At 68.8% G+C, this 25,900-nt stretch carries 21 protein-coding genes; 15 read left to right on the forward strand and 6 right to left on the reverse strand.

The features are described from left to right. A partial coding sequence (locus FJV41_RS06660; protein ID WP_141641568.1) for an FtsX-like permease family protein occupies window positions 1-1,801 on the reverse strand: 1,801 nt, incomplete at its 3' end. A gap of 189 nt (window positions 1,802-1,990) precedes the next feature. Here FJV41_RS06660 and FJV41_RS06665 point away from each other — a divergent pair. Further along, a complete protein-coding gene (locus FJV41_RS06665) occupies window positions 1,991-3,478 on the forward strand; it encodes a class I SAM-dependent methyltransferase (RefSeq protein WP_141641569.1) in 1,488 nt (495 codons plus the stop codon). Window positions 3,479-3,649: 171 nt separating this feature from the next. After that, complete coding sequence (locus FJV41_RS06670) at window positions 3,650-4,582, forward strand: fatty acid desaturase (protein ID WP_246137048.1); 933 nt, start codon at window positions 3,650-3,652, stop codon at window positions 4,580-4,582. Window positions 4,583-4,584: 2 nt separating this feature from the next. Here the strand turns inward: FJV41_RS06670 and FJV41_RS06675 are convergent, their stop codons facing one another. Genes FJV41_RS06675 through FJV41_RS06690 form a run of 4 tightly spaced genes read right to left on the reverse strand, consistent with a single transcriptional unit; the run spans window position 4,585 to window position 9,255 of the window. After that, complete coding sequence (locus FJV41_RS06675) at window positions 4,585-5,751, reverse strand: pyridoxal phosphate-dependent aminotransferase (protein WP_141641571.1); 1,167 nt, start codon at window positions 5,749-5,751, stop codon at window positions 4,585-4,587. Window positions 5,752-5,772: 21 nt separating this feature from the next. Beyond that, window positions 5,773-7,266: a class I SAM-dependent methyltransferase gene (locus FJV41_RS06680; protein ID WP_141641572.1), complete on the reverse strand. Its 1,494-nt coding sequence runs from the start codon at window positions 7,264-7,266 to the stop codon at window positions 5,773-5,775. A gap of 10 nt (window positions 7,267-7,276) precedes the next feature. Beyond that, the gene (locus FJV41_RS06685; RefSeq protein WP_141641634.1) at window positions 7,277-8,305 is read right to left on the reverse strand and encodes an ABC transporter permease; all 1,029 of its coding nucleotides are present in this window, start codon (window positions 8,303-8,305) and stop codon (window positions 7,277-7,279) included. Continuing rightward, a complete protein-coding gene (locus FJV41_RS06690) occupies window positions 8,305-9,255 on the reverse strand; it encodes an ABC transporter ATP-binding protein (RefSeq protein WP_141641573.1) in 951 nt (316 codons plus the stop codon). Before FJV41_RS06690 ends, FJV41_RS06685 begins: the two co-directional genes overlap by 1 nt. Before the next feature lie 117 nt (window positions 9,256-9,372). On the opposite strand from FJV41_RS06690, the gene FJV41_RS06695 reads away from it, so the two are divergent. The 13 genes from FJV41_RS06695 to FJV41_RS06755 all read left to right on the forward strand — a co-directional run bounded on the left by FJV41_RS06695 (window position 9,373) and on the right by FJV41_RS06755 (window position 24,936). Next, on the forward strand, window positions 9,373-10,176 hold the full coding sequence (locus tag FJV41_RS06695; protein ID WP_217440436.1) for a lysophospholipid acyltransferase family protein: 804 nt from the start codon (window positions 9,373-9,375) through the stop codon (window positions 10,174-10,176). After that, window positions 10,173-11,117: an NAD-dependent epimerase/dehydratase family protein gene (locus tag FJV41_RS06700; RefSeq protein WP_141641575.1), complete on the forward strand. Its 945-nt coding sequence runs from the start codon at window positions 10,173-10,175 to the stop codon at window positions 11,115-11,117. The genes FJV41_RS06695 and FJV41_RS06700 overlap by 4 nt, the downstream gene beginning before the upstream one ends. A gap of 67 nt (window positions 11,118-11,184) precedes the next feature. Further along, a complete protein-coding gene (locus FJV41_RS06705; RefSeq protein WP_141641576.1) occupies window positions 11,185-12,381 on the forward strand; it encodes a cupin-like domain-containing protein in 1,197 nt (398 codons plus the stop codon). Between the two features lie 32 nt (window positions 12,382-12,413). Beyond that, window positions 12,414-12,857, forward strand: coding sequence for a very short patch repair endonuclease (locus tag FJV41_RS06710; RefSeq protein ID WP_141641577.1), 444 nt, complete (start codon window positions 12,414-12,416; stop codon window positions 12,855-12,857). 73 nt (window positions 12,858-12,930) lie between these two features. Further along, window positions 12,931-14,169 carry a DNA cytosine methyltransferase gene (locus FJV41_RS06715; RefSeq protein ID WP_246137049.1) on the forward strand — a complete coding sequence of 413 codons (1,239 nt, stop codon included), beginning with the start codon at window positions 12,931-12,933 and terminating at the stop codon, window positions 14,167-14,169. A 194-nt stretch (window positions 14,170-14,363) separates the two neighbouring features. Continuing rightward, the gene (locus FJV41_RS06720; protein WP_181790452.1) at window positions 14,364-15,254 is read left to right on the forward strand and encodes a GIY-YIG nuclease family protein; all 891 of its coding nucleotides are present in this window, start codon (window positions 14,364-14,366) and stop codon (window positions 15,252-15,254) included. A gap of 213 nt (window positions 15,255-15,467) precedes the next feature. Further along, window positions 15,468-16,730, forward strand: coding sequence for an endonuclease domain-containing protein (locus FJV41_RS06725; RefSeq protein ID WP_181790454.1), 1,263 nt, complete (start codon window positions 15,468-15,470; stop codon window positions 16,728-16,730). After that, entirely contained in the window at window positions 16,717-17,721 is a 1,005-nt protein-coding gene (locus FJV41_RS06730) for a hypothetical protein (RefSeq protein ID WP_141641579.1), read from the forward strand. The genes FJV41_RS06725 and FJV41_RS06730 overlap by 14 nt, the downstream gene beginning before the upstream one ends. A 21-nt stretch (window positions 17,722-17,742) precedes the next feature. Then, window positions 17,743-21,435 (forward strand): helicase HerA-like domain-containing protein, encoded by a 3,693-nt coding sequence (locus FJV41_RS06735; protein WP_141641580.1) that lies wholly within the window; start codon window positions 17,743-17,745, stop codon window positions 21,433-21,435. A gap of 45 nt (window positions 21,436-21,480) precedes the next feature. Then, complete coding sequence (locus FJV41_RS06740) at window positions 21,481-22,926, forward strand: anthranilate synthase component I family protein (protein WP_141641581.1); 1,446 nt, start codon at window positions 21,481-21,483, stop codon at window positions 22,924-22,926. Continuing rightward, window positions 22,923-23,492: an anthranilate synthase component II gene (locus FJV41_RS06745; RefSeq protein ID WP_141641582.1), complete on the forward strand. Its 570-nt coding sequence runs from the start codon at window positions 22,923-22,925 to the stop codon at window positions 23,490-23,492. The genes FJV41_RS06740 and FJV41_RS06745 overlap by 4 nt, the downstream gene beginning before the upstream one ends. Before the next feature lie 21 nt (window positions 23,493-23,513). Further along, complete coding sequence (locus tag FJV41_RS06750) at window positions 23,514-24,338, forward strand: aminotransferase class IV (protein WP_141641583.1); 825 nt, start codon at window positions 23,514-23,516, stop codon at window positions 24,336-24,338. Window positions 24,339-24,354: 16 nt separating this feature from the next. After that, complete coding sequence (locus FJV41_RS06755) at window positions 24,355-24,936, forward strand: RBBP9/YdeN family alpha/beta hydrolase (RefSeq protein WP_141641584.1); 582 nt, start codon at window positions 24,355-24,357, stop codon at window positions 24,934-24,936. Between the two features lie 4 nt (window positions 24,937-24,940). On the opposite strand, the gene FJV41_RS06760 is transcribed toward FJV41_RS06755, so the two are convergent. Next, entirely contained in the window at window positions 24,941-25,753 is an 813-nt protein-coding gene (locus FJV41_RS06760) for a pseudouridine synthase (RefSeq protein ID WP_141641585.1), read from the reverse strand. Between the last annotated feature and the right edge of the window lie 147 nt (window positions 25,754-25,900).

Here is a 25,900-nt window from a genome sequence, read left to right on the forward strand (position 1 = left end):
CGCCCAGCCCGCCCAGCAGCACCCCCTCGGTCAACAACGAGCCGAAGACGTCGCTCCGCTGCATTCCCACCGCGCGCATCGTCCCTACCTCACCCACGCGCTCCTGCGCGAGGAGCAGCAGCGTGCCGGCGGAGACCAGCACGACGAACAGACACAACATGACGGAGAAGCCGAGCAGCACCACTCGCGTCAGGCCCACCACCTCGCTGACGAAGCCGCCCGCCGCCTCCCAGTCCACCGTCGTCAGCGGCACCGACGCGCTCGTCGCCCGCTGGACGACGTCCATGGCCACCGCCTCCGGGTTCGCCTCTGGCGTCACCACCACGGCCGCCTGGAGCACGCTGCCTCCGCGCAGCTCCGTCGCGGAGAACGTCTCCGGCCACGCGCGGGCGCGAGGGAAGTCGGGCACCTCCGACGAGGGCTTCTCCGGCGTCTCGACCTCCACCACGGTGGCCGGCTTGAGCAGGTCCACCTCCGACTCCGGCAGGAAGTCCAGGCCAAGCGACTGGGCGTCGCGCTTCGCCTCCTCCATCAGCTCCGGCGACAGGCGGCCCGACAGGTAGCGCGCGCTCACCAGGTCCATGAGGCTGAGCGTGTTGACGCGGCTGGAGTCTCCGCCGAGCCCCCGGAAGCGGTACGTGCCCCAAATCTTGAGCGGCACACCATTGACGAGTGAGTCCAGGCCCTTGAGCACCACGGTGTCCCCGGGCTTCACGCGGTACAGCGGCAACAGCGGCGCCAGCTCCGCGTAGAAGAGCTGGTGACGCGTGGCGAAGTTGGCGTCATCGAGTTGCAGGAACTCGCGCCACAGGGCCTCCGCCTCGCCAGGGTGTCCCAGCACGCGGGTGAGCACCGCGCGCGCGGCATCCGAGCGCTCCGCGTCCACGCGGGCCAGCAGGTCCGGCAGCTCCGCCGACGCGCGGTCCACCAGTGTGCGCAGCCGTTCGTCCTCCGCGAGCAACGCGCCCCGGTCCAGCTCCCGCTTCAGCTCATCCAGCCGCGCGGCGACCGGCAGCTTGAAGCGCTGCTCGTACAGGCCGTGCCCCAGGAGCAGGCCCCGGTGTCCCGGGGGTGGCAGCGTGCCCGTCACCAGCTCGAAGCGGGGGAAGGCGCGGACGAACTGATTCAAATCGCTGCCCAGGTACTCGATGTCGATGGACTCGCCCTCGCCCACCTGCCGCGCGACGTGGTTCTCCAGGTACTCGAGCGCGGCGAGCGGCTGGGCGCCAAAGCGCTCCCAGAACGCGGGCGTCGTCGCCTCCTCCAACGCCGCGCGGTCCATGCGCGCCTCGTCGGCGGTGAGGAAGGCCTCCGCCTGCCGGTCCGCGTCACGCGCCACGTCCCGCAGCGTGCGTTGCAGATCCGCCGCCAGCCTCGCCAGCCGCGCGTCGCGCTCCGGCGAGGGGGGCTGACGCGCCACGGCACGCGCGGTGGAGAGCTTGTCGTCCAGGTAGTTGCCCCGGAACGTGGCGCCCATGCCCACTTCCAGCGGCACGACGTCACTCACCCCGGGCGTCTCGCGCACACGGGCCTCGGTGGCGGGATAGTCCGGCAGGGGCACCAGCACGGGTGCGCCCGTGGGCCCCGTCACCACCACGGCGGACTCGGTGGACTGGGAGTTGTAGACGAGGAAGTGGCCCGCGCCACTCTCGATGACGCTGCGCTGGGTCCCCTCGGAGATGCCCGCCACCATCGCCAGGCCCAGGGTGAGCAGCAGCGCGGAGCCGAGCGCCAGCAGGGCCACCACCCAGCTCCGAGGTCGGGCCACGACGCTCTGGAGCGCGAACGACAGCAACGTCACTGGAGACTCCTCGCGATGCGGACCCTGCACACTCGCCCCGGCGGGGCGGGCGGCGTCCTCGACCGGACGTGGAGGCCGGACGATAGAGAACCCCTTCGAGCGATACAAGCCACACGCCCTGGATGGTTGCGCGACGCGAGAAGGACAGACCAAGCTGCACGCCGCCTCCTCCCTCTCCCGAGACAGCGCATGACGGCCTCCCCCAGCCCCTCCCTCGCGCAGTCACTCCACTTCTGGGCGCGCAACGCCGCCAACGAGTCCGCGCTCCTGCGAACCTCCCTGCGCCTGGGCCTCTTCGACGCACTTCCGGTGCAGGGCAGCTCCACTCCGTGTTCCGTCGAAGCGCTCGCCACCGCGACGGGGACCTCCGCCCGAGGACTGAGGGCCCTGCTCGAGCTGCTGGTGTGTCTGGGTTACGTCTCCCAGGATGACTCGCGGCGCTTCGCCCTGACGCAAGGCGCGGCGGCGTTCCTGCGCGACAGCGCCTTCCTCCAGCGGCTCGAGGCCGAGCAGGAGTGGGGGGGCCCGGTGGCCCTGCTCGACGAGGCGGTGAAACACGGCGAGCCCGTGCAGCACGCGGGAAGGCGCTGGGACGTGCTCGGACACTTGCGCGCGCTGTTCCTGGAGGCCTCGGCGCCCGCTTCCAGCACGGAGGCGGAGGACTTCTTCGACCGCTTCGCCCGGAGCGGCGCGCGCACGCAGGTGCTCATCACCTCCGGGCGGCTGGGCCTGCTGGAGCTGCTCGCGTCGGCGCCGCGCACGTTGCCGGAGCTGGGCGCGGCCACCTACCTGAGTACGGGCGGGCTGCGCGTCGTGGTGGAGGTGCTGGAGAAGCTGGGCCTCGCGACGCGGGAGGGCGAGGCCTTCGGGTTGAGCGCGGAGGCGCGGAGGCTGCTGGACGGCAAGGCGCTGGCGTACATGGTGCGCTCGCTGAGCGTGTCCGCGCAGTACACGGAGGCGCTGGAGCGACTGGACGAGACGGTGCGCGAGGAGCGCTTCATCCTGGACCTGAAGGACCCGGAGGTGAGCCGGCGCTTCTACGCGGACAACTCCAACCAGATTACGGCGGTCTTCGCGTCGCACTTCCAGCTCAGTCGCAAGGCGGCCACCACGCTCTCGAAAGCGCACCCGCTGGAGGGCGCGGCGGTGCTGGACATCGGCACCGGCTCCGGCGTGTGGGGCGCGGCCTTCGCACGCGCGACGCCGACGACCCACGTCACCTACTTCGACCAGGCGGTGGTGCTCGAGCAGGTGCGCGCAAACCTGGAGCGGCTCCAGGTGGCGGACCGGGCGCGCTTCTGGCCCGGGGACTTGTTCACCCACGACTTCGGGGAGGCCGCCTTCGACGTCATCATCCTCCCCCAGGTGCTCAACGTCCTGCGGCCGGAGAGCCTGCCCGGCCTGTTCGCGCGCGTGGCCCGGGCCCTCAAGCCCGACGGCGTGCTGCTCATCGCCGAGTACGTGCTCAACGAGCGCCGTGACGGCCCCCTGGACCACCTGTACTTCGGCCTGCGTCGGTTCATGACCAACGAGGGCGACCTGCTGTCCGCCTCCGAGTACGCGCGGCTGCTGGAGGTGGTGGGCCTGTCCTCTTCCGTCTGCATCCCCCTGCCCACGCAGGAGATGATTTTCGCCGCGCGCCCCGGGGTGAACCTTCCCACGCGGCTGGCGGACTGAGCACGCACCGCGTCACGGGCCTTCCACCCAGGGCCTGTCCCCGTGGGAATCCGGGCCGCTCGCTTGCTCGTGGCGCGGCACCCCGACTAGCGTCGCTCCTCCCTCGCGTTCGAGTCAGACCCCTGAAAGGTCCCGATGCGCGCCGTGCCGAAGATGGACAGTCCAGGCTCCGTGGCCTTGCCCGAAATGGGCGAGCGCGGCGCGTCCATCGCCACGAAGCTGCGCGGTCGGTTCGCCCGGCGGGTCGCCTCGCTGGGCTACCACTCGCACTCGTTGCCGGCGGGCGTGGGACACCTCCTCTTGCACGTGGGCCTGGCGGCAGCCGCGGCCCTGGGCACGGCGCGGTTGATGGCGGACCACCCCTTGGCGGGCTGGGTGCTCTACCCGCTGGCGGCCTTCTTCATCGGCACGCGCTTCCGAGCGCTGGGCAACATGCTGCATGAGGCCTGTCACGGCATGTTCGTGCGCGGCAAGCGCCGCAACCGCGTCTTCGGCCACCTGCTGGCCGTCATCGACCTGACAGCGCTGGAGCCGTACACGCGCGAGCACTTCACGCACCACCTGCACCTGGGTGACGCACAGAAGGATTTGGACTTCGCTTCCCGGCGCCGCTTCGGCTTCGCGGAGGCGGACCGGCCGTTCGTGAAGGACCATCTGCTGCGGCCCCTGTCGCTGATGCACCTGCCCGCCTTCCTGCGGCCCGTGTTCTTCCACCGCACGGACCCGTGGGCGGTGACACTCACCCGGTGGGCCTTCCTCGCGGGGCTGGTGGCGCTGGCGCAGTGGGGCATCGGCTGGAAGGCGTTCGCCCTCTTCTACGCGCTGCCGTACCTGGTGCCGTATCAGGTCATCCGCTACTGGTCGGACGCGGTGGACCACGCGGGCGTCATCGGCTCGCCGGACGAGTTCCACCGCTCCCGCAACCACGTCTTCGCGTGGGGCTGGCTCAACCGGGTGCTGTTCCCCCGGCATGACCAGTACCACCTGACGCACCATCTGTTCCCCGCCGTGCCCACCGCGTTTCAGGGCCGCGTGCACCAGATGCTGCTGGAGGACGCGGACTACTCCGCCCGCGACCACTCCTTCACCGCGCTGCTGCGGTAGCGCTACCGGGCCGTCGCCCGCTCAATCACCTCGAGCGCCTCCGCGAAGTGCGCCGGCGCCGCGCCCAACCCCAGCCGGAAGCCGTGCCCCCGCTCCAGGGGATGCGCGCCGTGGGGCTCGCCAACCTCCATGGCGCTCAGCGGCAGCACGAACACGCCCGCGGCCGCCAGGGCCTCCAGCCGGGCAGAAAACGCCGCCGGCTCCATGGCGTCCCGCACGCCGATGCAGGTGACGAGGCCGCCCTGCGGCGCGGTGCCGTACACGCCCCGCGAGCGCTCCAGGAACGCGGCCAGCGTGCGCCGGTTCTGGAGCCAGTCCTCCCGCGCGCGATGCAGCGCGGGGCTGTGCAGGTCCTTGAGGACTTCGTACGAAATCCACTCCGTCACCGGGTTCACCGTGTGCGTCGTGTAGTTCTTCTCGTTCTGCATCAGCGCCAGCATCTTCGTGTCGCCCACGCACCAGCCGATGCGCAGCCCCGGACACCCCAGGCACTTGATGAACGAGCCCGTGACGAACGAGCGCGTGCCCGGCCGCCAGACGGTGGGACCCAGCACCGCGTCCTCCGAGGACAAGAAGCGGTAGTGCTCGTCGCCCACCACCGTGGCGCCATGGGCTTCGGCCCACGCCGTCACCGCGCCCAGCAGGTCCGCGTCCAGCACCAGGCCGCTCGGGTTGTGGGGGGTGTTGATGATGACGGCGTCCGGGCGCTCGCGCTCCAGGCACTCCAGCCACTCGGCCGCGTCGATGGACGGCTGCCCCTGGGCGTTCCAACGCACGGGCAGCTTCACCCACTGCGCGCCCTGCTGCATGGGCAGCTCATAGAGGAGCTGGAACGCGGGCCACGCCAGCGCCACCTTGCGCGGACGGAGCTGACGGAACAGCAACAGCAGCGCCTCGCTGGTGCCGGTGGTGATGAGCACGTTGTCCCGCGTGGCGCCCGGGTGCATGGCGGCCACCAAATCCCGCAGGTCCGCGCGCCCCCAGTTCGGACTGTCGCGCAGGAGCGTGGACAGGAAGACCTCCGACGCCTGGGCGGCACTCACCCCCGAGCCCGTCAAGAGCTCGCCCACCGTGACGGGACGGCCTCCGGACTCTCCCAGGTTGTAGCGCGCGGTGAACCGCGAGCCCTCCAGGTAGTCCTCCATGAAGAATGAACGCAGCGGTTCCATCTCGACTCCGGAAGTGAAGACTCAGGCGGCCGTCACGGCGGCGCTGGGGACCACGGGCCAGGCGACATCACCGCGATGGGCGACGACGACTTGCTGGATGGGCATGTCGAAGCCTCGCGCGGACGACAGTCCCACGGGCGTCAGGAGCGCGCGGAACTCCGGCAGGGACAACACGTCGCCCTCGTTGGACACGTAGCGCCGCAGCGAGAAGTAGAGCGCGTCGAGCGGCCCATCCCGCCGGTCCGTGAGCAGGTAGCCCGAGATGAGCAGCAGCCCTCCGGGCCGCAGCGCCCGCGCGAGCTTCGCGAAGAAGCCCGGCAGGGCCTCGGGCGGCAGCGCGGGGATGATTTGCGGCAGGAGGATGACGTCGTATTCCGCCTCGCCGTAGTCCACCGTGAGGCAGTCGCCCTCCCACAGCCGAGAGCGAGCCTCCAGCTTCAGCTTCGTCAGGTGCGGGCGCACCGCGTCCAGCACGTGAGGCGAGTCCAGGTACGTCACATGCGTCGTGGTCGCCGCCAGCCCGAAGGCCGCGCCCCACACGCCGGAGCCGGTGCCCACGTCCAGCACCCGCGCGCCCGCGAGCGAGCGCATGGAACCCACCAGCTCCGCCGCCTTGCGACTCAGCCGCAGATGCGAGGCGAAGATGCTGGAGATGCGCGACGCGTTCTCCTGGTAGATGCGGCGCGCCGTCTCGGGCTGCCTCAAGTCCAACCGGAAGCGATGCTCACGCACCGCCTCGTCCAGGTGCCCGAAGGCCTCCCAGTAGGCCATGGTCGCCGGCAGCGCGCGCTGGAAGTACGGCAGGCTCGTCGCATCCAGCATCCGCGCCGCGGACTCCGTGAAGCCCCAGCGGCCGTCCTCTTCGCGAGTGACGTCCAGCGTGGCCAGCACGCCCAGCAGCACGCCCAGCCCCTCCGGATGCGCGCCCAGCTCGGCCGCCAGCGTGGCCTTCGGCGCGGATGACTCCACCAGCCGCGCCAGCAGGCCCAGCTCCGCCGCCGTCACCAGTGCCTGGGTGCGCGCGAAGTTGCGCGCGAAGCGGTCATGAAAGTCCTCCGCCTCCGGACCGGGCGCGGGCGGCGAGGGCTCCAGGAACAGCGCGCGGTACCAGCCGAGCAGGTCGCGCCCATCCACCGGGCCACCCGTGCGCACCGCCTCCGGCAGCTTCGCCACCACATGCCACCAAGCGAGGACGTCCCGCAGCCGCGCGGTGAAGGCGTCCTGCGCGAGGAACGCCGCGGTGGCATCCGCGAGCGAGTAGCCCCGCACCTCCTCCAGCCGCACGAAGCCCAGGCCCACCAGGGGCTCGATGACGGCGCGCACTCCGCGCGCGTTCGCTCCCAGCTGTCGAGCCAGGGCCTCCAGCGACACGGGCACCGCGCCGGGTCCCCGGGGAAGCTTGTCGAGCAACCCGAGCGAGAATGCGGCCTGGAGCGCCGCGGACTCGTTGCTCGCGTCACGGGCGAGGAAGTTGAGCTGCTGGACGAAGGCGGGCGACACGGCGGGCTTCGACATGGACTCTCCTTCAGACCCAGCGGAACCAGCGCAGCGCGGCCACCATCGGAAGCACCGTCCAGGCGGCGAGCACCGCCATGGGCATGCCCAGCGTCATCAGCGACGTGCCTTCCAGCATGATGGAGCGCAGCGAGTCATTGAGCGCCGTCAACGGCAGCGCGCGGATGAGCGGCTGCATCCAGCCGGGGAAGTTCTCCGACGCGAAGAAGACGCCGGACAGGAACATCATCGGCATGGAGACGAGGTTGACGAGGCCGCCCACCGACTCCTCGTTGCGCGCGCGGATGGACACCAGCAGCGCCAGCGAGGCGAAGCACATGGCCCCCAGCAGCCCCACGCCCAGGAGCGCGAAATAGCTGCCGAACATGGGCACGCCGAAGAGCCAGCGGGCGAAGGCGCAGAAGAAGGCGACCTCCAGCACCGCGAAGACCGTGCGCCCCAAGAGAAAGGCGAGGAAGAAGTGCGAGCGGGACATGGGCGTGCCCGCCAGGCGCTTGAGCAGCTTGCCGCCGCGCATCGACACCAGCGGCACCGCCAGCGCCCACAGGCTGGAGGACATCAACGACATGCCAAGCAGCCCGGGGATGAGGAAGTCGATGTAGCGATTGCCCGGCTCCGACACCGGCGTCGTCTTCACCGCCTCCAGTCGAGGTGCGTCCGGAGCCCGCGCCAGGGCCTGGGACACCAGCAGCCGCGCGGTGCGTCCCTCGGGCTGGCTGGGGTCCACCAGCGCCTCGGGACTCAAGTCACCGGGCACGAGCACCAGCGACACCCGCCCTCGGGCGAGCATGCGCCGTGCCTCGGCGGCGTCCAGGACCTGGGCCTCCAGCTCCGGCGTCCCCTCCAACCGGGCGAGCAGCGCCGGGGCCCCCGGCCCGTCGGTGACAGCCACGCGCACGGGCGACAGCGACTCGTTGCGGAAGGCCAGCCCCAGCACCAGCGTGGTGACGATGGGGAAGATGAACGTCCAGAAGAACACCTCCGGCTGGCGCCACAGCACCCGCAGCCGCATCAGCACCAGTTGTCCCAGCGAGCCCATCACGCCGCCTTCTCCTCGGTGCCCTCGCGAAGCGAGCGCCCCGTCAATCCGATGAACACGTCATCCAGCGTGGACCTGCGCGTGGACAGGTGCCGCAGCCGGGCGCCCGACAGCTCCACCTCGCGCAGCACCGAGGGCAGCGCCACATGCAGCTCCTTCACCCGCAGGGAGAGCCGGTCCGCGTGGCGCTGCGCCGAGACGACCGCCGGCAGCGGGCGCAGCCGCTCCAGGTCCAACGCGGGGTCCGCCTCCAGCTCGATGACCTGATCGGCCCCCAGCGAGGCGATGATTTCCCCGGGCGTCCCGCGCGTCATGACCCGGCCCTTGTCGATGATGACCAGCCTGTCACAGAGGACCTCGGCCTCGTCCATGTAGTGCGTGGTCAGCACCACCGTGCGGCCTCGCGCCTTGAGCGCCACCACCACGTCCCACAGCGCCCGGCGCGACTGTGGGTCCAACCCCGTCGTCGGCTCGTCCAGGAAGAACAGGTCCGGGTCTCCCGCCAGGCCCAGCGCCAGGGCCAGCCGCTGCCGCTGACCGCCTGAGAGCTTGCCCACCCGCGCCCCGCGCTTCTCGCCGAGCTGCACCATGCCAATGAGCTCCTCGACGGGGAGCGGGCGTGGATAGAAGGAGGCGAACATCTTCACCGTCTCCTCCACCGTGAGGTGTTCCACCAGCCGCGTCTCCTGGAGCGTCAGGCCGATGCGCTGGCGCAACTGCGTGGCGGAGCGCTTCCAGTCCAGGCCGAGCAGGCGCACGTGACCGGAGGTGGGCTCCTGGAGTCCCTCGAGGATTTCGACGGTGGTCGTCTTGCCGGCGCCGTTGGGGCCGAGCAGACCCACGCACTCGCCCCGGCGGATGTCGAGGTCGATGCCATCCACGGCGACGACGTCACCGAAGCGCTTGACCAGTCCCTTCACCTCGATGGCGAGTTCGTCTGGGGATGTCATAGGGGGGTGGCGGCAGTATGGCCCAGGCGGGGGTCGGGGCCCAATGCACTCGGCGCGGAATGCAGCGGGACTCATCCGGGGGTGCTACGGTCCCGCGCCGTGGCCCTGAGCGACGGATTGGAAGCGCGGGTTGACCGGCTGGAGTTGCCGTTCAACGAGTACGGCGTGGACCCGTACGGAATCTCCAAGAAGCACGTGAGGGACGCGCTGCGCCTCTTCACGCTCATCTACCGGTATTACTTCCGGGTGCGCTGCCATGGCATCCACCACATCCCCGCCCGAGGCCGCGGGATGCTGGTGGGCAACCACTCCGGTGGCGTGGCGGTGGACGGCGCCATGGTGCTGACGTCCACCATGTTGGAGATGGACCCGCCCCGCCTGTCGCAGGGCATGGTGGAGCGCTTCCTCCACAAGTTCCCCGTCTCCTCCCTCTGGGCCAGCCGCACCGGCCAGTTCACCGGCCTGCCCGAGCATGCGAAGCGGCTCTTGGAGGATGACCGGCTGTTGATGATCTTCCCGGAGGGCGCGCGCGGGACGGCCAAGCTGTATCCGGACCGGTACTCGCTGGTGGACTTCGGCACGGGCTTCGTGCGGCTGGCGTTGCAGACGCGCTCGCCCATCATCCCCTTCGCGTTCCTGGGGGGCGGCTCGGCCATCCCCACGGTGTTCAACGCATACACGTTGGGCAAGCTGCTGGGGGTGCCGTACATCCCGCTGACGCCATACCTGCTCCCGTTGCCGTTGCCGGTGCAGTTGGAGATTCACTATGGCGAGCCGCTCGTCTTCCACGGCACCGGGGACGAGGACGACCACGTCATCGAGGGGTATGTGGCGAAGGTGAAGGAGCGCATCGCGGGTCTCATCGAGCTTGGCCGGGCGGGGCGACAGCACCGCGGGCTGGCGAGGAAGCTGCTGCCATGAGGGTGCTCATCCCGGGTATCGCCGGAGGTATCGCGCGCAAGCTGGCGCTGCGGCTGAAGCTCGCTGGCCACGACGTGGCGGGGGTGGACATCCGCCCGTGGGAGAACGCGCGGGAGGCGGGCATCGAGGTGTTCCGGGGTGACGTGCGCAAGCGCGTGGCCGAGGACGTCTTCCGCCGCTGGCGCCCGGAGGCGGTGGTGCACATGGCCACCGTCACGGCCTTCACGGTGCCGGGGGCGGAGCGGGGGCGCATCAACCTGGACGGCACCAAGGCGGTGTTCGACCACTGCGCGACGCACGGCGTGAAGCAGCTGCTCTTCGTGGGACGGCACACGTTCTACGGGGCGGCGCCGGACTCGCCGCTGTACCACTCCGAGGACGAGCCACCGCGCGCGCTGGAGGCCATCCCCGAGCTGGCGGACCTGGTGGCCGCCGACCTGTATGCGGCCACGGCGCTGTGGCGGCTGCCGGAGGTGACGACGGGGGTGCTGCGGCTGCCGTACACCCTGGGCGCGCCGGGCACGGGGACGCTGGCGTCGTTCCTCAAGGGCCGGCGGGTGCCGCTGGTGCTGGGGTATGACCCGCTGTTCCATGTGATGCAGGAAGAGGACGTGGTGACGGCGTTGCAGCTCGCGCTGGAGAAGAAGGTGCGGGGCATCTTCAACATCGCCGGGCCCGCGCCGATTCCGCTCTCCGTCATCGTGCGGGAGACGGGGCGCATGGGGATTCCGTTGCCGTCGCGGGTGTTGTCGTTCCTGTTGGGGCGAGCGGGCTTCCCTCGACTGTCGGTGGGGGCGCTGGACCACCTGCGTTATCCCATCGTCGTGGACAACCGACGCTTCCTGGAGGCGACGGGCTTCGAGTTCCAGCACAGCGTGGCGGACACGCTGCGCCTCTACCGTGAGGCGGCGCCGGTGCCCGTGTCGGGGGGGTGGCTCTAGGGGTGCTCCGGAGGGCTCCGGGAGACATGCTAGCGTGGAGGTCCCCTCGTGCCGCGAGTTGGAGCCCATGCCCTTGAAGCCCCTGCCCTTTTCCGCCCCATCGGTTCGCAGGTTGGAGCGCCCCTCGCTGGAGGAGCTCCGGGAGTGGCATTACCGGGAGCCCGTCATCGTGCGGGGGTTGCTGGAGGACTCGGGGCTGTTGGGGGAGCTGCGCTCGCGGTCGACGTTGGACGGCAAGCTGGCGGCGCTGGAGGCGCAGCTTGGGGAGCGCACGCACTACTTCTGCGTGCTGCCGCCGGAGGCGCGGGGGCAGTACCGGCCGAAGCTCGTCGAGGACCCTGCGGATGGGGCGGCGGTGATGCCGGAGCAGGGCACGTTCGCGGACTTCGCGGGGCGCCTGAAGGCGGCGGTGGAGACGGGCGAGTACGTCTACATGCAGAACGGGATGCTGGAGCAGTCGCATGTCCGGGAGAAGCTGCGCTTCGACTTCCTGCGGTTCACCGAGCCGCGCGGGGTGGAGAGCAAGTTCTGGATTGGCTCGGATGGGCAGGTGGTGAACCTGCACTACGACGACTGCATCAACTTCATCTGCATGTTCGAGGGCACCAAGCGGGTGACGATGTTCCCGCCGGAGCAGCTGGCGAACCTGTACCACGCGCCGTTCGACGTGCTGGCGGGAGGCGCGCCCACGACGAGCGTGGAGTTGTTGGACCTGGATTTGGAGCGGCATCCGCGGTTCCGCACGGCGATGGAGCATGCGTGTGTCGCGGTCGTCGAGCCCGGGGAGGCGCTGTTGATTCCGCCCTTCTGGTGGCACCACGTGGAGTCGTTCGGGGCGATGCATGTGATGGTGAACAGCTTCATCACGACGATTCCGTCCTCGGCGACGTTGGAGCTGTGGAAGGACCTGTCGGCGGGAATGAGGGCGCTGGCGAGGGCCACACCGGAGGAGCGGAGCCGGGAGCGGGACATCTTCCGGCGGCGCGTGTTCGGGAACGAGGAGGGTGGGGACACGTCACCGCTGGCGGAGCAGGCGCGCAAGACGTTCCAGGCACTGCCTCGCTCCTGGCGGGAGCACGTGGCCAGGTTGTGGGAGGCGTTCGCCTTCCAGGTGCATGGGACGCCGTTCGAGGCGACGCCGGGAGGGATTGAGGGACTCCTGGGGCGACAGGCGGGACAGCTCACGCTCTACCCGAACGCCAACATGCTGGCGGAGATGCCGGATGTGCTGGAGCTGCCTCAGGGAGACCCGGACCCGCGGTAGCAGGGGAGTCTCCGGCCCGATTCGATTCGCGCATGGACACGCTCAGTCCCAAGGAGCGAAGCGAACGAATGTCCCGCGTGCGCAACCGGGACACGAAACCGGAGCTGCGCGTCCGCCGACTGGTCTCGGGCATGGGCTACCGATATCGCCTCCAGTACAAGAAAGTCCCAGGGCGCCCCGATCTCGCATTCCCCGGGAAGAAGAAGGCCATCTTCGTTCACGGGTGCTTCTGGCACCGGCACCCGGAGACTGGCTGTCCTCTCGCCCGCCTACCAAAATCCCGGCTCGATTTTTGGATGCCCAAGCTGGATGGGAACCGCGCGCGCGATATTCGCAAACTCGAGGAGCTTCGGAATCTGGGGTGGTCGGCCCTCGTTGTCTGGGAGTGCCAGTTGCGCGACGAGGGCGTCCTGCGGGAAATCATCCGCGAGTTTCTGGACACGCCTCGGAAACCCGGTCCGATTCCGTCCCCCTGAGGCGCGGGGTGGCGAGAGCCACGGCGCTCACGGTCCGACCAAAACCCTCTTGCACTTCGAGGCCGGGATCGACATGGATACGCCCCCCATGAACTCCATCGAGCTGTTCACCGGCGCGGGTGGACTGGCCCTGGGCACGCACCAAGCCGGATTCCGCCACCGCGGCCTCGTCGAGTGGGACGAGGACGCCTGCGACACCCTGCGCAACAACGCGAGTGCGAACTCCGTTCCGGGCATCCAGCACTGGAGAATCCACCACACCGACATTCGGCTTCTCTCCTTCGACATGTTCGGGAATGGAGATGTGGACCTCGTGGCGGGCGGGGCGCCTTGCCAGCCCTTCAGCCTGGGGGGGAAGCATCGCGCCCAGGATGACGCGCGGAACATGTTCCCCGAGTTCGTGCGCGCCGTGCGGGAGCTCCAGCCGCGCGCGTTCATTCTGGAGAACGTGAAGGGGCTCCTCCGGGCGAGCTTTCAGAACTACTTCGAGTACATCAAGCTGCACCTGACGTACCCGACCATCACGAAGAAGCGGACCGAGGAGTGGCCCGAGCATCGGACTCGGCTTGAGGACGTCCACACGCGAGGACGGTTTCAAGGTGTCAAATACAACGTCGTCACCCAGCTCTTGAACTCCGCCAATTACGGAGTGCCGCAACAGCGGGAGCGCGTCTTCATCGTGGGCTTCCGCGCGGACACGGGGCTGGAGTGGCATTTCCCGGAGCCGACCCACAGCGAGGACGCACTCATCTGGGACAAGCAGGTCACGGGTGAGTACTGGAAGCGCCATGGTGTCCGGCAGCCGGCTTCGAGCAAGGCCTTCGCGCTCAGCGGCGTGCGGATGCGCGACTTGGAGAACGGGCAGCCCATCCCAACGAAGCCCTGGGTGACGATTCGCGACGCCATCGCGGACATGCCCGAGCCGCGCGTGGACCGAGACGCGAAGGGCTTCGCGAACCACAAGCTCATGCCGGGCGCCAAGGTCTACCCAGGTCACACGGGAAGCCCGCTCGACATGCCGTCCAAGACCCTCAAGGCGGGTGTCCACGGCGTGCCCGGCGGCGAGAACATGATCTCCTTCGATGATGGCTCCGTGCGCTACCTCACCGTCCGAGAAGCGGCACGGGTCCAGACGTTCCCGGACTCCTGGCGGTTTGAAGGCGCGTGGTCCGAGGTCATGCGGCAGCTCGGGAACGCGGTCCCGGTGGGCCTGGCGGCGGTGGTTGCACGCAGTGTCGCGTCCAAGCTCAAGTCCTCGGATGGCAAAGAGCCCTCTCCGACGGACGAACAACGCTCTGCGCCAGCACAATAACAAAGCGAGCTGAACTCGACGTTCGGTACAGGAACAAGCGAAGTTGTCGGTAAGGCGAGTCCGGATGCGATTGGAGACTCGGCGGTTCACTCTTACGGCACCAATATGATGCCTCGGCTCGCTCATGAATCCGGCCAAGGCACTCAATCCGCGGAATCAGAGAATTTCGAAACCGGGAGTGCTAGAATTTCCGCGTGTCCTCATCAAAGCCCACGTTCTTCGCCACGGACTTCAAGCTCAGCATCACCAAGGCACTCGCCGACCAGCTCGCCGAAAAGCTGGACATCAACGATGGCCCATTACGAAAAGCGCCGCTCACCCAAGAGAATATCAACAGCCTTGAGTCGCGCCCCGGCGTGTATCTATTGTTTCACAATGATCGACGAGTCTACGTCGGGAAGGCACAACAATCACTCCCGACCCGGCTTCTGAATCACCGAAGAAAACTAAGCGGTCGAAAGAATATTACCCTCGAAGAGATTAGCTTCGTCTGCCTCTATGTAGATGAGGATCTCGACGCCGCTGCCCCTGAACGACTTCTGATCAAGAAGTATCGACAGACAGGCGAAGCAACGGCCAATGGGGTTCCTTGGAATACGAACGGCTTTGGGAACAAGGACCCAGGCAAGAATCGCGATACGAGCGAAGTCGCCGCGAACCATTTTGACGCGCAATATCCAATCAATCTGGCATTTAGAGTGCAGGGGCTCGAACTAGGGGACACGACGCTTGGCAAGTACCTCTCCCAGCTAAAATCCAACCTTCCCTACAATCTTCGCTTCGAGAAAAAGGCCCCAGCCACACAGGCATACAACGCGCGAGTACACGTTACTCAGGCCATGCCAACCGCCCAAGAGGCTATTGATTTCGCGATTCGGGCGTTGCCTGAACAGTGGCAAGTGACGGCGCTTCCTGGCTACCTCATTCTCTACCCCAATCCCAAACAAATACCATATCCGAGCGCTATTTATCGCTGGGTTCGAACGAGAGAGGGAGTCGACGCCCAAAGCCAGGAGATGAAAACTGCCCCCGTCGCCGAGTTCGACGAGCGCGAGACCGACCTGCTCGACGAAGACATCGACTGACAAGCGCCTACCGCACGCGGCACGGCCCACGAATCAATGCCTGTTCCATGGGAGTAGGCCTCATCGCTGCCCGTAAGGGAGTCGTGTCCGACCCGTCCACGCAGGTTGTGCGCCATTGGATGGAGCCCGGCCCCTCGGCTTGCCAGCGGTGTCTGTGCGGGAGCAGGCTTCCATCCCAGCGTGACGGGTCCAGCTCAGGAGACCCGTGGGGGAATGGACTTGCTGTCACCGGCGGACACCGCGCTCCTGGACTCGCTGGACCGGCATGCCCGGCGGCGCGCGGAGGGTATCCCCACGTTGAGCGTCCTCGTCGGCCCTCAAGACCGCGCCATCCTCCTCTGGGATGAATGGCTTCACCGCAGCGGATTGAACGCCACCTCCTCGGGCAGCGAGGACCTTCGCACCGCCGTCTCCACCTGGGCCTCCGCCCTCGCCACCGAGCGCAATCTCTCTCGTGACGCGGAGAGCTACGTCGTCCTCTCCCAACGCGCCTTCTCCCCTCGCGAGCTGCACTTCGAGGGCAAGACGCCCCACGAGCGCCACGTCCTCTTCGAGCGACTGGAACCTCCCCACTCAGAGCCCGTCACCTGGGCCCTGTGCCGACAGCTTCTCGTAGCCCCTTCGCCTGCCACGCCCGGCGAACTCTCCGCCGAGGTTCGCGAAGCCATCTCCCGCGACCCGCTCCGCATCCTCCACGCCCTCCTCTGCCTCATCCCCGAGGGCCGCGCCCCCGCCCTCCAACTCCGCGTCTCCCCTTCCGACGCGCGCAGCCTGCGCACGGCGACCGCCCTCTGCTCCGCGGCTCCCATGCTCCATGTCGCCTGCGTGCTGCCCCCCGACGCCCTCGGCGAACCGCGTGGCCGCAAGGAGTCTCATGCCCTCGCCATGCTGCGTGAGGGCCTGCTCGAACTCCCAGACCCCGGCAGCGTGTCCGCGCCAGTCGCCGTGACTTCCAACACGGTGCCGCACCCTCCCGCGCCACCACCCCGCACCTCGCGCAAGACTCCGCGCGCGAAGGACGACGAAGCCGAGCCCGTCCTCCTCGAACGCTTCCGTGAAAGCGCGCAGGCCGTCCACGTCGCCCGACAGAAGGACGAAGCCCGCGCCCGCAGCAAGGCCGAGCGCTTCCTCTACAACAAGATCCTCCAGGTCCACCCCGCCACCCGGGGCCTCTTCGCCCTCAATGCCACCCTGGACCTCGGCGACGGCAGTCGCCCCCTCGAAGTGGACTTCCTCTGCCGTGAGCTCCGGCTCGCCGTGGAGATCGACGGCTACCACCACTTCCTCGACACCGAGCGCTTCCGCCGCGACAGACGCAAGGACCTCGCGCTCCAGCGCGCCGGATATTGGGTCGTCCGCTTCCTCGAGGAGGACGTGGTTCCTCGCTACGAAGAGATTCTCAAGACAATCGAAACACTGATGGCCGCCCGGCAGCAAGAAGCCGCCTCGCAGAGGACAACGCATGGACAGCGCTGACAACCGGTTGGCGGGACTCGCACTCACCTGGCTCGCTCCCCGCCCCCACCGCACCGGCACCCGAGCGGAACTCGACAAGGCCCTTCGCCCCTTCGTGGAACACCGACTCAGCCGCGCCGAGTGGAAGACTCTCCTCGACTCCGTGCTGGAGCACCTGCTCCAAGAACAGCTCGTCACCCGGAAGAACAAAGCCGGCCTGGAGCTGACCAGCGCCGGCCTCACCCGCGTCCTCCAGTTCCTGCGCCTCGAACAGCTCCCCAAGGGCCTCACCTGGAAGAAGCTCAAGGCCACGTACCTGCTCGCCAACAGCCTGGAGCTCACTCCGTCCAAGGCCGTGCTGACCCGACTCGCTGACGCCGATGGCGTGCGCGCCGCCGTACTCGGCCGGCAGTACCCCGCCGTGAGCGCGGGAGACCCTTCCCTCCCCCAGCTCCGCGACCGGCTCCTCTGGCGACAGCTCGGCGTCGACACCGAGCGCCCCTTCTCCCTCGCCGCCGTACAGGCACACCTCCTCGGCAAGCTGCTCGGCACGGAGGTGAAGGACCCTCGCAAGGCCGTGGAGCAGCTCACCGCCCGCGTCGCGGGAGCCACACGTGCCGACGCGGAAGCCGTGCGCCTGACGCTCCTGCGCAAGTGGTTCCTCCCCGAGCAGCCCGCTGTTCCCACCGTGGTGTCCACCGCGCCGACGACCTGGGACGCGAAGCCACCGGCCCCACGCACGGAGGACTTCGCCGACCACGTCCTCTCGGTGGCCCGAGCCCTGCCCACCGGCCGCTTCGGCCGCGACAAGGTGTTCATCTCCCACGTGTGGAAGGCCCTCCAGCCCGAGTGGCCCCACCGTGAGGCATTCGAGGCCGCGCTGCTGGAAGCCAACCGCACCCAGCGCCTGTCCCTGACTCGCGCCGACCTCGTCTCCGCCATGAACCCCACGGACGTCGCCGAGTCCGAGGTGCGCTCCTACGGCGCCAGCTTCCACTTCGTCGTCGTCTGATTCGCCCTTCCAGGAGCGCGCATGTCCAGCGACCCTCGACTCAAGGTGTTCCTCTCCGAGGGCGGAGAGGTCTTCAGCGGCGTCCAACAAGGCCAGTATCTCTGGCAGCCCGACCCGTTCGACGTGGAGACACTCAACGCGCCCGCGCGCCGCGCCTTCAAGCGCCTGCTGGACCGCGCGACCACCACGCCCGCTCCCGACACGGGCAAGCTCCTGCTCCTGCTCGGCGAGTCGGGCAGCGGAAAGACGCACCTCGTGCGCGCCTTCCGCAATCACGCGCACGGACAGAAGCGCGGCTTCACCGGCTACATGCCGATGACCGTGGATGCCGCGCACTACGACCGCTACATCCTCTCCAGCCTCATCGACTCACTCGACCATCCCTACGACGTGGCTCAGGGCGACGACAGCGGCCTGATGCACCTGTCCAACACCCTGATGGGACAGTGCACCAGCCTCTTCGCCCCGCTCATCGAACACGAGCAGAAGATCCTCGAAGACGATGAACTGCACGGCACCGTCCGAGCCGTCGCGGACGAACTGCTCGCGGACCCGCGCTTCCGGAACGTGGAGGTGGACCTGCTGCGCGCGCTCATCTACTTCCAGCGCAGGGACCCTCGCATCAACCGCCGCATCTTCAACTGGCTGCGGTGCGAGGAGATCTCGCCCGACGACCGGAAGGTGATTGGCGAGCTCATCCCCCGCACGTCGGACGATGGTCCCGCGCGCATGGTGGAGCACCTGGGCCGACTCATGGGCGCGCTGGGCCATGCCCTGGTGCTCTGCGTGGACCAGGTCGAGGACATCAGCGAGTTCGATCAACGCCCACAGTTCGATCAACGTCCCCAGATGGAGAACTCGTTTCGCCGGGCGATGAGCGCCCTGGCCGCCATCGCGGGCAAGGTGCCTCGGGCCGTGGTCGTCGTCTGCTGCCTCTCTGATTACTGGGAGAAGATGCGGCCCCTGCTCACGCGCTCCATGGTCGACCGCATCGAAAACGACCCGGAGCCAGTGACACTGGAGCGCACCGTCTCCGTGAGCACCGCGCGCGACATCGCGGCGCGAAGGCTCCGCTCCCTCTACGAGCAACGCGCCGTGGCGTTCGACGCCAACACGCCCACCCATCCCATTCCTCCCGAGGGCTTCGAGGAACTTGGCGGAAAGCGGGCCCGTGACGTCCTGAACGAGTGCCGCCGGTACCGCGAGCGCGCCATCGACCTGCAGCGACTCCCGGAAGCATTCCCTCTCCCCTCCACCAATAGAGTCGCGGGAGGAGACGCTGTGCAGCCGCCTCCTCGCCCCGTGAGTCTCGACATGGACCAGGCGTGGACGGACTTCCGCGCCGCCTACAAGGAGAAGCTGCCCGAGGACCCCTCCGATGTGACCGCGCTGCTCGCCTGGGCCATCGAGATGGGAAGCGAGGAGCTGAACGGCTCGCCCCGCTTCCTGGTGAAGACTCGCAATGGCGACGACCTGCTGGACGTCGGTGTCCACCCATCGGGAAACAAGCTCATCCTCGCGCTGTGTGAGCGCAGCTCGCGGGGTGGTGGCCTGGGTCGACAGATGGCGGAGGCGCTCAAGGCCGCGGCCGGCAAGACACCGGTCCTGGTGCGGACCTCCGAGTTCCCCTCCACGACAGGGACCGTGGTGGAAGAGCAACTGGGACGGCTCTTCCGCCAGGGCGGGCGCCGCGTGGTCCTCGGCGACAGCGACCTGAGAGACCTGTCGGCCCTGCGAGACTTCCGCGCCCAGCACGTGGGGCAGACAACCCTCGCGGAGTGGAGTCGCACCGCGCGTCCCGTCACGCGACTGAAGTCGATGGGTGACATTCTCGGACTGGAGCGACTCGGGCTTCCGCCTCCGCCTACGGGGCCCGCGCGGGCCACGCCAGAGGGAGAGCCCGCGAGCCGCGCCACGAAGCACACCGAAGTCCCCCAGTCGCCTGCTCCACCACGCGCCAGGACGGAGAACGGCTTCATTCCCAGGCAGACCGTGTTCTTCGATGACTCGGTGACTTCTCCTTTCGGGAGGCCGCTGCTCGACGCCGCGAGCGAAAACACCGCGCCGCCCCCTCGTTCGGAAGCCACACGTGGCGCCATGGAGGCACGCACCACGAACAAGGCCTCAGCGAGCTCGGCCAGTGCGTCCATCGCACCGCATCCCCCGAGCCAGCCTCCCGTCTCGATGGAGGATGCCACCGAAATCGCCACACGAAACATGAAGGCGGTGGGTGAGCTGTTGACCGGACACGAGTCCCGTCCGCCCACCCCCGCCGCGAAGCCTTCTGTTCCAGGAGGGCTCAAGCCGAAGCCTCGCGCCACTCCCTCTTCTGGCACTCCGGTAGCTCGGGTCACCCCCGCCTCCAGCACGACAGGTCCTCGCGTCTCGCCCACGGCAGTCCCTCCAGTGCCTCGCGAGGTGCTCACAGGCCCCCTGGGAATAGGCGCGTCCGAAGGGCTCCTCACCCAGCCCATCTCCATCGACCCCTCCGAGCTGACGCGGCACAGCGCCTTCCTCGGTGGCTCGGGCAGCGGCAAGACGACGCTCGCGCTCAACATCCTGGAGCAGCTCCTGCTGCGCGGCATCCCCGTCATCCTCGTGGACAGGAAGGGCGACCTCGCCACCTATGCCCGCCCCGAGTCCTGGAACGAGCCACTGGAAGATGTCGTGCTCCAGGAGCGGCGCCGGCTGCTGCGCGAGCGCGTGGACGTGGCGCTGTACACGCCGGGGCGCTCGGATGGCAGGCCCCTGGCCATTCCCATCGTCCCTCACGGCATGGAGACACTGCCCGCCGAGGAACGTGAGCAGGGCGTCCAGCAAGCGGCGGATGCCATCGCTGGGATGCTCGACTATCGAACCAGCCCCAATGACAAAGCCGCGAAGGCCCTGCTCGCCCAGGCCCTCCGCCTGCTGCTGGGTCAGTCGTTCGGCAAGGAAGTCACCCTCGAACTCATCCAGCAGTTCGTCACCTCTCAGGACCCCGCGCTCCTGGAGGCTACGGATGGGATTCCCCAGAAGACCTTCGCGAAGCTCGCCCAGGACCTCAGCGTGCTGCGCATCAACCTGCGCTCGCTGCTGACGTCCGGAGGCGAGCGGCTCGACCTGGATGAACTGCTCGGACGCGGCGTGCACGGCATTCCCGGGCGCACGCGACTGAGCATCATCAGCACGAAGTTCCTGGGGGACAATCCGCGCGTCCTCTTCTGGGTCTCCCAACTCCTGCTGGAGACCCACCGCTGGGCCAGTCAGCACCCCTCGCCCCAGCTTCAGGCCGTGCTCCTCTTCGACGAGGCGGACCTGTACCTGCCCGCGACGAGCAAGCCCGCGACCAAGGAGCCCATGGAGAGCCTGCTCAAGCGAGCGCGCTCGGCGGGCGTGGGCATCATGCTCGCCACGCAGAGCCCCGGAGACCTCGACTACAAGTGCCGGGAGAACGTGCGCACCTGGTGCGTGGGGCGGGTGAAGGAAGACAACGCCATCCGGAAGGTCAAACCCATGTTCACCGAGGCCCGCGTGGATGCCGAAGCCAGGCTCCCCGGGCAGAAGCCGGGGCAGTTCCATGTGCTGCGCGAAGGCAAGGTGCAGCAGCTCAAGGCCGACCGCTCCGTCATGCGCACCGACCAGCTCTCCGAGGACGAGATTCTCCGGTTCGCGCGCCAGACACGCGAGCAGCAGGCCACGCCAGGTCCATCCAGGCCCACGGGGACGGACTGAAGTCCCGCGAAGGACTCTCGACTTCCTGCTAGGAAGCGCCCCGGAATGAGCACCCGGCCGCTTCCACCTCCGCTGGACCGAGCACGCTTCGACGCGCTCGTGGCCCAGGGCTTCAATCAGGTCCCCGTGGTCCGACGGTTGGAGTCCGGCGCCCTGCGCCCCGTGGACCTGCTGCGCGCCCTTCCCTCCGGACATCGGTTCCTGCTGGAGAGCACCCGGGTCAGCGAGGAGGGGCGCTATTCCTTCCTGGGCTCGCGGCCGTTCCTCCGCTTCTCCGCCAAGGGCGACCAGTGCTTCATCAACGACGAGCCCCAGGCGGGCGCGCCACTGGACACCCTCCGCGCGCTGTTCAAGCAGTGGCGGGGTGTGAGCCTTCCCGGCCTGCCCCTCTTCCTCGGCGGCGCGGTGGGCTTCTTCGCCTACGAGGCCAGTCACTACTTCGAGAAGCTCCCGCGACATCCCCACGATGACCTGAAGGTGCCGGACATCGCCTTGTCCTTCGTGGACACCTTCCTCGCGGTGGACCACCTCGAAGGACACCTGCTCGCCATCGCCACGGGCTCCGACTGGGTGGACTGCGCGCGACGACTGGACGCACTCGAAGCCCACGTGCATCGAGCCGTCCCCACCGCGCCCCCTTCACCACCGAGCACCTCCACCGTGGAGCCTCGCTCCAACTTCACGCAGCAGGGCTACCTGGACGCGGTGGAGCGCGTGCGCGAGTACATCCGCGCCGGGGACACGTATCAGGTCAACCTCTCGCAGCGCCTGGAGGTCGACTTCCCCGGCGACCCGCTCGCGCTCTACGAGACGCTGTCCGCCACGAACCCGGTCCACTTCGCCAGCTACCTCGAAGGCGACGGCTTCCACGTCGTGAGCGCGTCACCCGAGCGACTGGTCCGCGTGGAGCAGGGCCGCGCCATCACCCGCCCCATCGCCGGCACCCGGCGCAGAGGCACACCCGAGGAGGACGCTCGCTTCGTCCAGGAGCTGCGCACCAGCGAGAAGGAGCTCGCCGAGCACGCGATGCTCGTGGACCTGGAGCGCAATGACCTGGGCCGCGTCTGCGCCTACGGCTCCGTCGAAGTGACGAAGCTGATGGAGATCGTCGAGTACGCCCACGTCCTCCACATCGAGTCCGAGGTGACGGGCCAGCTCGCCCCGGGCATCGAGCCGCTCGACGTGGTGGGCGCGCTGTTCCCCGGTGGGACGATTACCGGCGTGCCGAAGATTCGCACCATGCAGCTCATCACCGAGCTGGAGCCTCACGCGCGGGGCCTCTACACAGGCTCGCTCGGCTACGTGTCCTTCACCGGCGACCTGGACCTGAACATCGTCATCCGCACGCTGCTCGTGAAGGACGGCCGAGCCTATGCACAGGTGGGGGGTGGCATCGTCCACGACTCGCAGCCGCGCCAGGAATACAAGGAGACGCTCAACAAGGCGCGCTCACAGCTCCTCGCCCTCTCCGCGACTCGAGGCGCGCGATGATTCTCCTCATCGACAACTTCGACTCGTTCACCTTCAACCTCGTCCAGGCGCTCGGAGCCCAGGGCGCGCGATTGAAGGTGGTGCGCAACGACGCCATCACCGTGGCCGACATCGAGTCGCTCCAGCCCGAGCGCATCGTCATCTCTCCGGGCCCGGGCACTCCCGAGGACGCGGGCATCTCCCTGGACGTCATCCGCGCGTTCGGTGGGCGCGTGCCGTTGCTCGGCGTCTGTCTGGGACACCAGTGTCTCGGGCAGGTGTTCGGCGCGAAAGTCGTGCGCGCTCCCGTGCCCGTCCACGGCAAGACGGCGGAGGTCGAGCACGCGGAGCAGGGCGTCTTTCACGGGCTCCCCCGCCCCTTCACCGCCGCGCGCTACCACTCGCTCGTGGTGGAGCGAGAGGGTCTCCCGGACTGCCTGGAGGTGACGGCCTGGCATGAAGGGCTCATCATGGGCATGCGTCACCGCACCCTGCCCGGGCTGGAGGGCGTGCAGTTCCATCCCGAGTCCTTCCTCACGACGCACGGCCCGCGGCTGCTCGCCAACTTCCTGGCGGCTCGACGCTAAGGCACGACGGAGCCCGCACGCATGTCCTCCACGGTGGCGGTGAATGGCGAGGTGAGGCGCTGGGAAGACCTGCCCCTGCACGACTTCGCGCAGGGCTTCTTCTTCGGCGCGGGCTTCTTCACCACCTTCCGCATCGACGACGGTGTCCCGCTCTTTCTCGCCCGGCATCTGAAGCGCCTCGCCGCGAGCGTCGCGTCCTTCCCCGAAACCGTCCGCGCGCCACCGTCCGAGCTGCTCCACCCCGACGCCGTGCGGGAAGTCCTCCGTCGATGCCTGGAGTCAGACTCCGCGCTCGGTCCGCGCTACACCGGCATCGGCAAGCTGACCGCGAGCGATGGCCGGCTCCTGCTCACCTTCCGGGCTCCCTCGCCGGACGCCGAGCGACTCCAGCGCGAAGGTCGCGCCGTGGACACCGTGGAGGCCGGTGCCTACCGCCACGGTGAGCCCATGCCGAACCACAAGGGCCTCTCATACTTCCGCCAGTACTCGCTCATGCAGCGGCTCCCAGTGCTGGCCAATGACCTGGGGCACGCGTGCGAGCTGCCCACCGCGAACCTCTTCGTGCTCCTGGACGGCGCGCTCGTCACGCCTCCACTGGATGCACCATGCCTGCCCGGCATCATCCGCGAGGTGCTCCTGGACGCGGGGCACCTCGACGACCTGCCCGTCGTGGAGCGCGCGCTCCCGCTCGCGCGCCTCTCCGAGGCTCGGGCCTGCGTCTTCACCAACTCCGCGGTGCTGGCCACCGGTGTGTCGAGCCTGCTGGGCCGCGCCCTCCCCGACAGCCTGTCACTGGCGGCGCGAATCCGGGAGCACGTCCTGGCCATGGCGTCGCGCGAGGGTTGAGGCAGACTGAGCGGCCATGAGCCGTTCCCTCGTCGTCGTTCACCGCTGGGCAGGACGTCCGAACACCGACTTCTATCCCTGGCTCGAGGAACGACTGCGTCAGCCCCCGGCGCCCTTCGACTCCATCGTCACGCTCGACATGCCCGAGCCGGCCGCGCCCACCATCGAAGGCTGGGGGTCCGCGCTCACGCAATCCCTGGGGCCGGTGCCTCCACCGTCCACGGTGTTCCTGGGCCACAGCGTGGGCTGTCAGACCATCCTCCGCTACCTCGCCGCGATGCCCGAGGGACACCGCGTGGAAGGCGCCGTCCTCGTCGCGGGCTGGTTCGAGGTGGACAAGACGTGGGGCTCGCTGCGGCCCTGGCTCGACACGCCCATCGACTTCGCTCGCGTCCGCGCGGCGATGGGCCACTGCGTCGTGGTCCTCTCGGACGGAGACCCGTTCACCTCCGACTGGCGCCGCAACCGTCAGCTCTGGGAGGAGCGACTCGGCGCGGAGGTCCTCGTCGTCCCGGGTGGCCGTCACTTCAACAACCCGCGCGAGCCCGCGGTGCTGGAGGCGCTGCTGTCACGCTTCGGCACGCGCCCCACGCCGTAGGCACTCAGGCCACCTCGGGCGACTCCGGACGAAAGCCCAACCCCTCGGAGACTTCCTCGTCCCGCAGCGCTCGCCACGTGCTCTCGGCCACGCCCAGCACCACGGTGCCCACGGCCTCGCGGTGCAGCGCGAGCACCGGATGTCCCACGGCCGCCAGCATCCGCTTCACCTGGTGGTGCCTCCCTTCCGTCAGCGTCAGCTCCACCACGTCGGGCTCGAGCAGCCGAGCCTCCGCCGGACGCGTGAGCCCATCCTCCAGCTCCACGCCCTCTCGCAACCGCTGGAGCGCCGCCGCCCCGGGCCGCCCCGACACGCGCGCGACATAACGCTTGGGCAGGTGCGTCTCGGGCGCCGTACCATGCCGCACGAACCGCTCGTCGTTCGTGAAGAACAACAGGCCCGTGGTGTCCCGGTCCAACCGCCCCACCGCGTACCACTCGAAGCCTCGCAGGGACTCGGGCAGCACCGCGCGCAGCCGCTCGAACACCGTGCCCACGCCCTCCGGGTCCGAGCCATGCACCACCGGCCCCGCGGGCTTGTGAAACATCAACACCCGCGTCGACGCCGCGAGCGAGCACTCCCGCCCATCCACGCGCACCACCCCACCGGGCCGCACCGGCGCGAAGGGCTCCAGCTCCACGCGTCCGTCCACCTCCACCCGTCCAGCGCGAATGGCCGCCTCCGCCTCGACCCGGGGCAGCACCCCGGCGCGCCCCAGCGCCCGCGTCAGCCAGTCCGAGCGCCCGTCCTCCGACGCCTCCGCCCCCCTGCGCCGCGCCGCCTCCAGCCACCGGGGCGTCTTGCTCCTTCGCGCCATCCTCTCGCCTCCTCCCTTCGTCACCCCGACATCCCATGTCCACCTTGGAGAACCAACGAGCACCTTCTCCCGAGGGAGAGGCAGCGGACAGGCGCACGTCACGGCACCGCCATTTGACTCCACCCGGGCGCCTCTGCCATTGCGCCG

Source organism: Myxococcus llanfairpwllgwyngyllgogerychwyrndrobwllllantysiliogogogochensis, assembly GCF_006636215.1.
Classification (GTDB): Bacteria; Myxococcota; Myxococcia; order Myxococcales; family Myxococcaceae; genus Myxococcus; species Myxococcus llanfairpwllgwyngyllgogerychwyrndrobwllllantysiliogogogochensis.

What these genes read in the sequence shown, in the direction of transcription:
- FJV41_RS06750 (WP_141641583.1), top strand. Translation starts at nt 23,514, where the DNA reads ATGTCCTCCACGGTGGCGGTGAATGGCGAGGTGAGGCGCTGGGAAGAC.
- FJV41_RS06685 (WP_141641634.1), bottom strand. Translation starts at nt 8,305, where the DNA reads ATGGGCTCGCTGGGACAACTGGTGCTGATGCGGCTGCGGGTGCTGTGG.
- FJV41_RS06665 (WP_141641569.1), top strand. Translation starts at nt 1,991, where the DNA reads ATGACGGCCTCCCCCAGCCCCTCCCTCGCGCAGTCACTCCACTTCTGG.
- FJV41_RS06680 (WP_141641572.1), bottom strand. Translation starts at nt 7,266, where the DNA reads ATGTCGAAGCCCGCCGTGTCGCCCGCCTTCGTCCAGCAGCTCAACTTC.
- FJV41_RS06705 (WP_141641576.1), top strand. Translation starts at nt 11,185, where the DNA reads ATGCCCTTGAAGCCCCTGCCCTTTTCCGCCCCATCGGTTCGCAGGTTG.
- FJV41_RS06690 (WP_141641573.1), bottom strand. Translation starts at nt 9,255, where the DNA reads ATGACATCCCCAGACGAACTCGCCATCGAGGTGAAGGGACTGGTCAAG.
- FJV41_RS06675 (WP_141641571.1), bottom strand. Translation starts at nt 5,751, where the DNA reads ATGGAACCGCTGCGTTCATTCTTCATGGAGGACTACCTGGAGGGCTCG.
- FJV41_RS06730 (WP_141641579.1), top strand. Translation starts at nt 16,717, where the DNA reads ATGGACAGCGCTGACAACCGGTTGGCGGGACTCGCACTCACCTGGCTC.
- FJV41_RS06755 (WP_141641584.1), top strand. Translation starts at nt 24,355, where the DNA reads ATGAGCCGTTCCCTCGTCGTCGTTCACCGCTGGGCAGGACGTCCGAAC.
- FJV41_RS06735 (WP_141641580.1), top strand. Translation starts at nt 17,743, where the DNA reads ATGTCCAGCGACCCTCGACTCAAGGTGTTCCTCTCCGAGGGCGGAGAG.
- FJV41_RS06710 (WP_141641577.1), top strand. Translation starts at nt 12,414, where the DNA reads ATGGACACGCTCAGTCCCAAGGAGCGAAGCGAACGAATGTCCCGCGTG.
- FJV41_RS06700 (WP_141641575.1), top strand. Translation starts at nt 10,173, where the DNA reads ATGAGGGTGCTCATCCCGGGTATCGCCGGAGGTATCGCGCGCAAGCTG.
- FJV41_RS06715 (WP_246137049.1), top strand. Translation starts at nt 12,931, where the DNA reads ATGGATACGCCCCCCATGAACTCCATCGAGCTGTTCACCGGCGCGGGT.
- FJV41_RS06745 (WP_141641582.1), top strand. Translation starts at nt 22,923, where the DNA reads ATGATTCTCCTCATCGACAACTTCGACTCGTTCACCTTCAACCTCGTC.
- FJV41_RS06760 (WP_141641585.1), bottom strand. Translation starts at nt 25,753, where the DNA reads ATGGCGCGAAGGAGCAAGACGCCCCGGTGGCTGGAGGCGGCGCGGCGC.
- FJV41_RS06725 (WP_181790454.1), top strand. Translation starts at nt 15,468, where the DNA reads ATGGACTTGCTGTCACCGGCGGACACCGCGCTCCTGGACTCGCTGGAC.
- FJV41_RS06740 (WP_141641581.1), top strand. Translation starts at nt 21,481, where the DNA reads ATGAGCACCCGGCCGCTTCCACCTCCGCTGGACCGAGCACGCTTCGAC.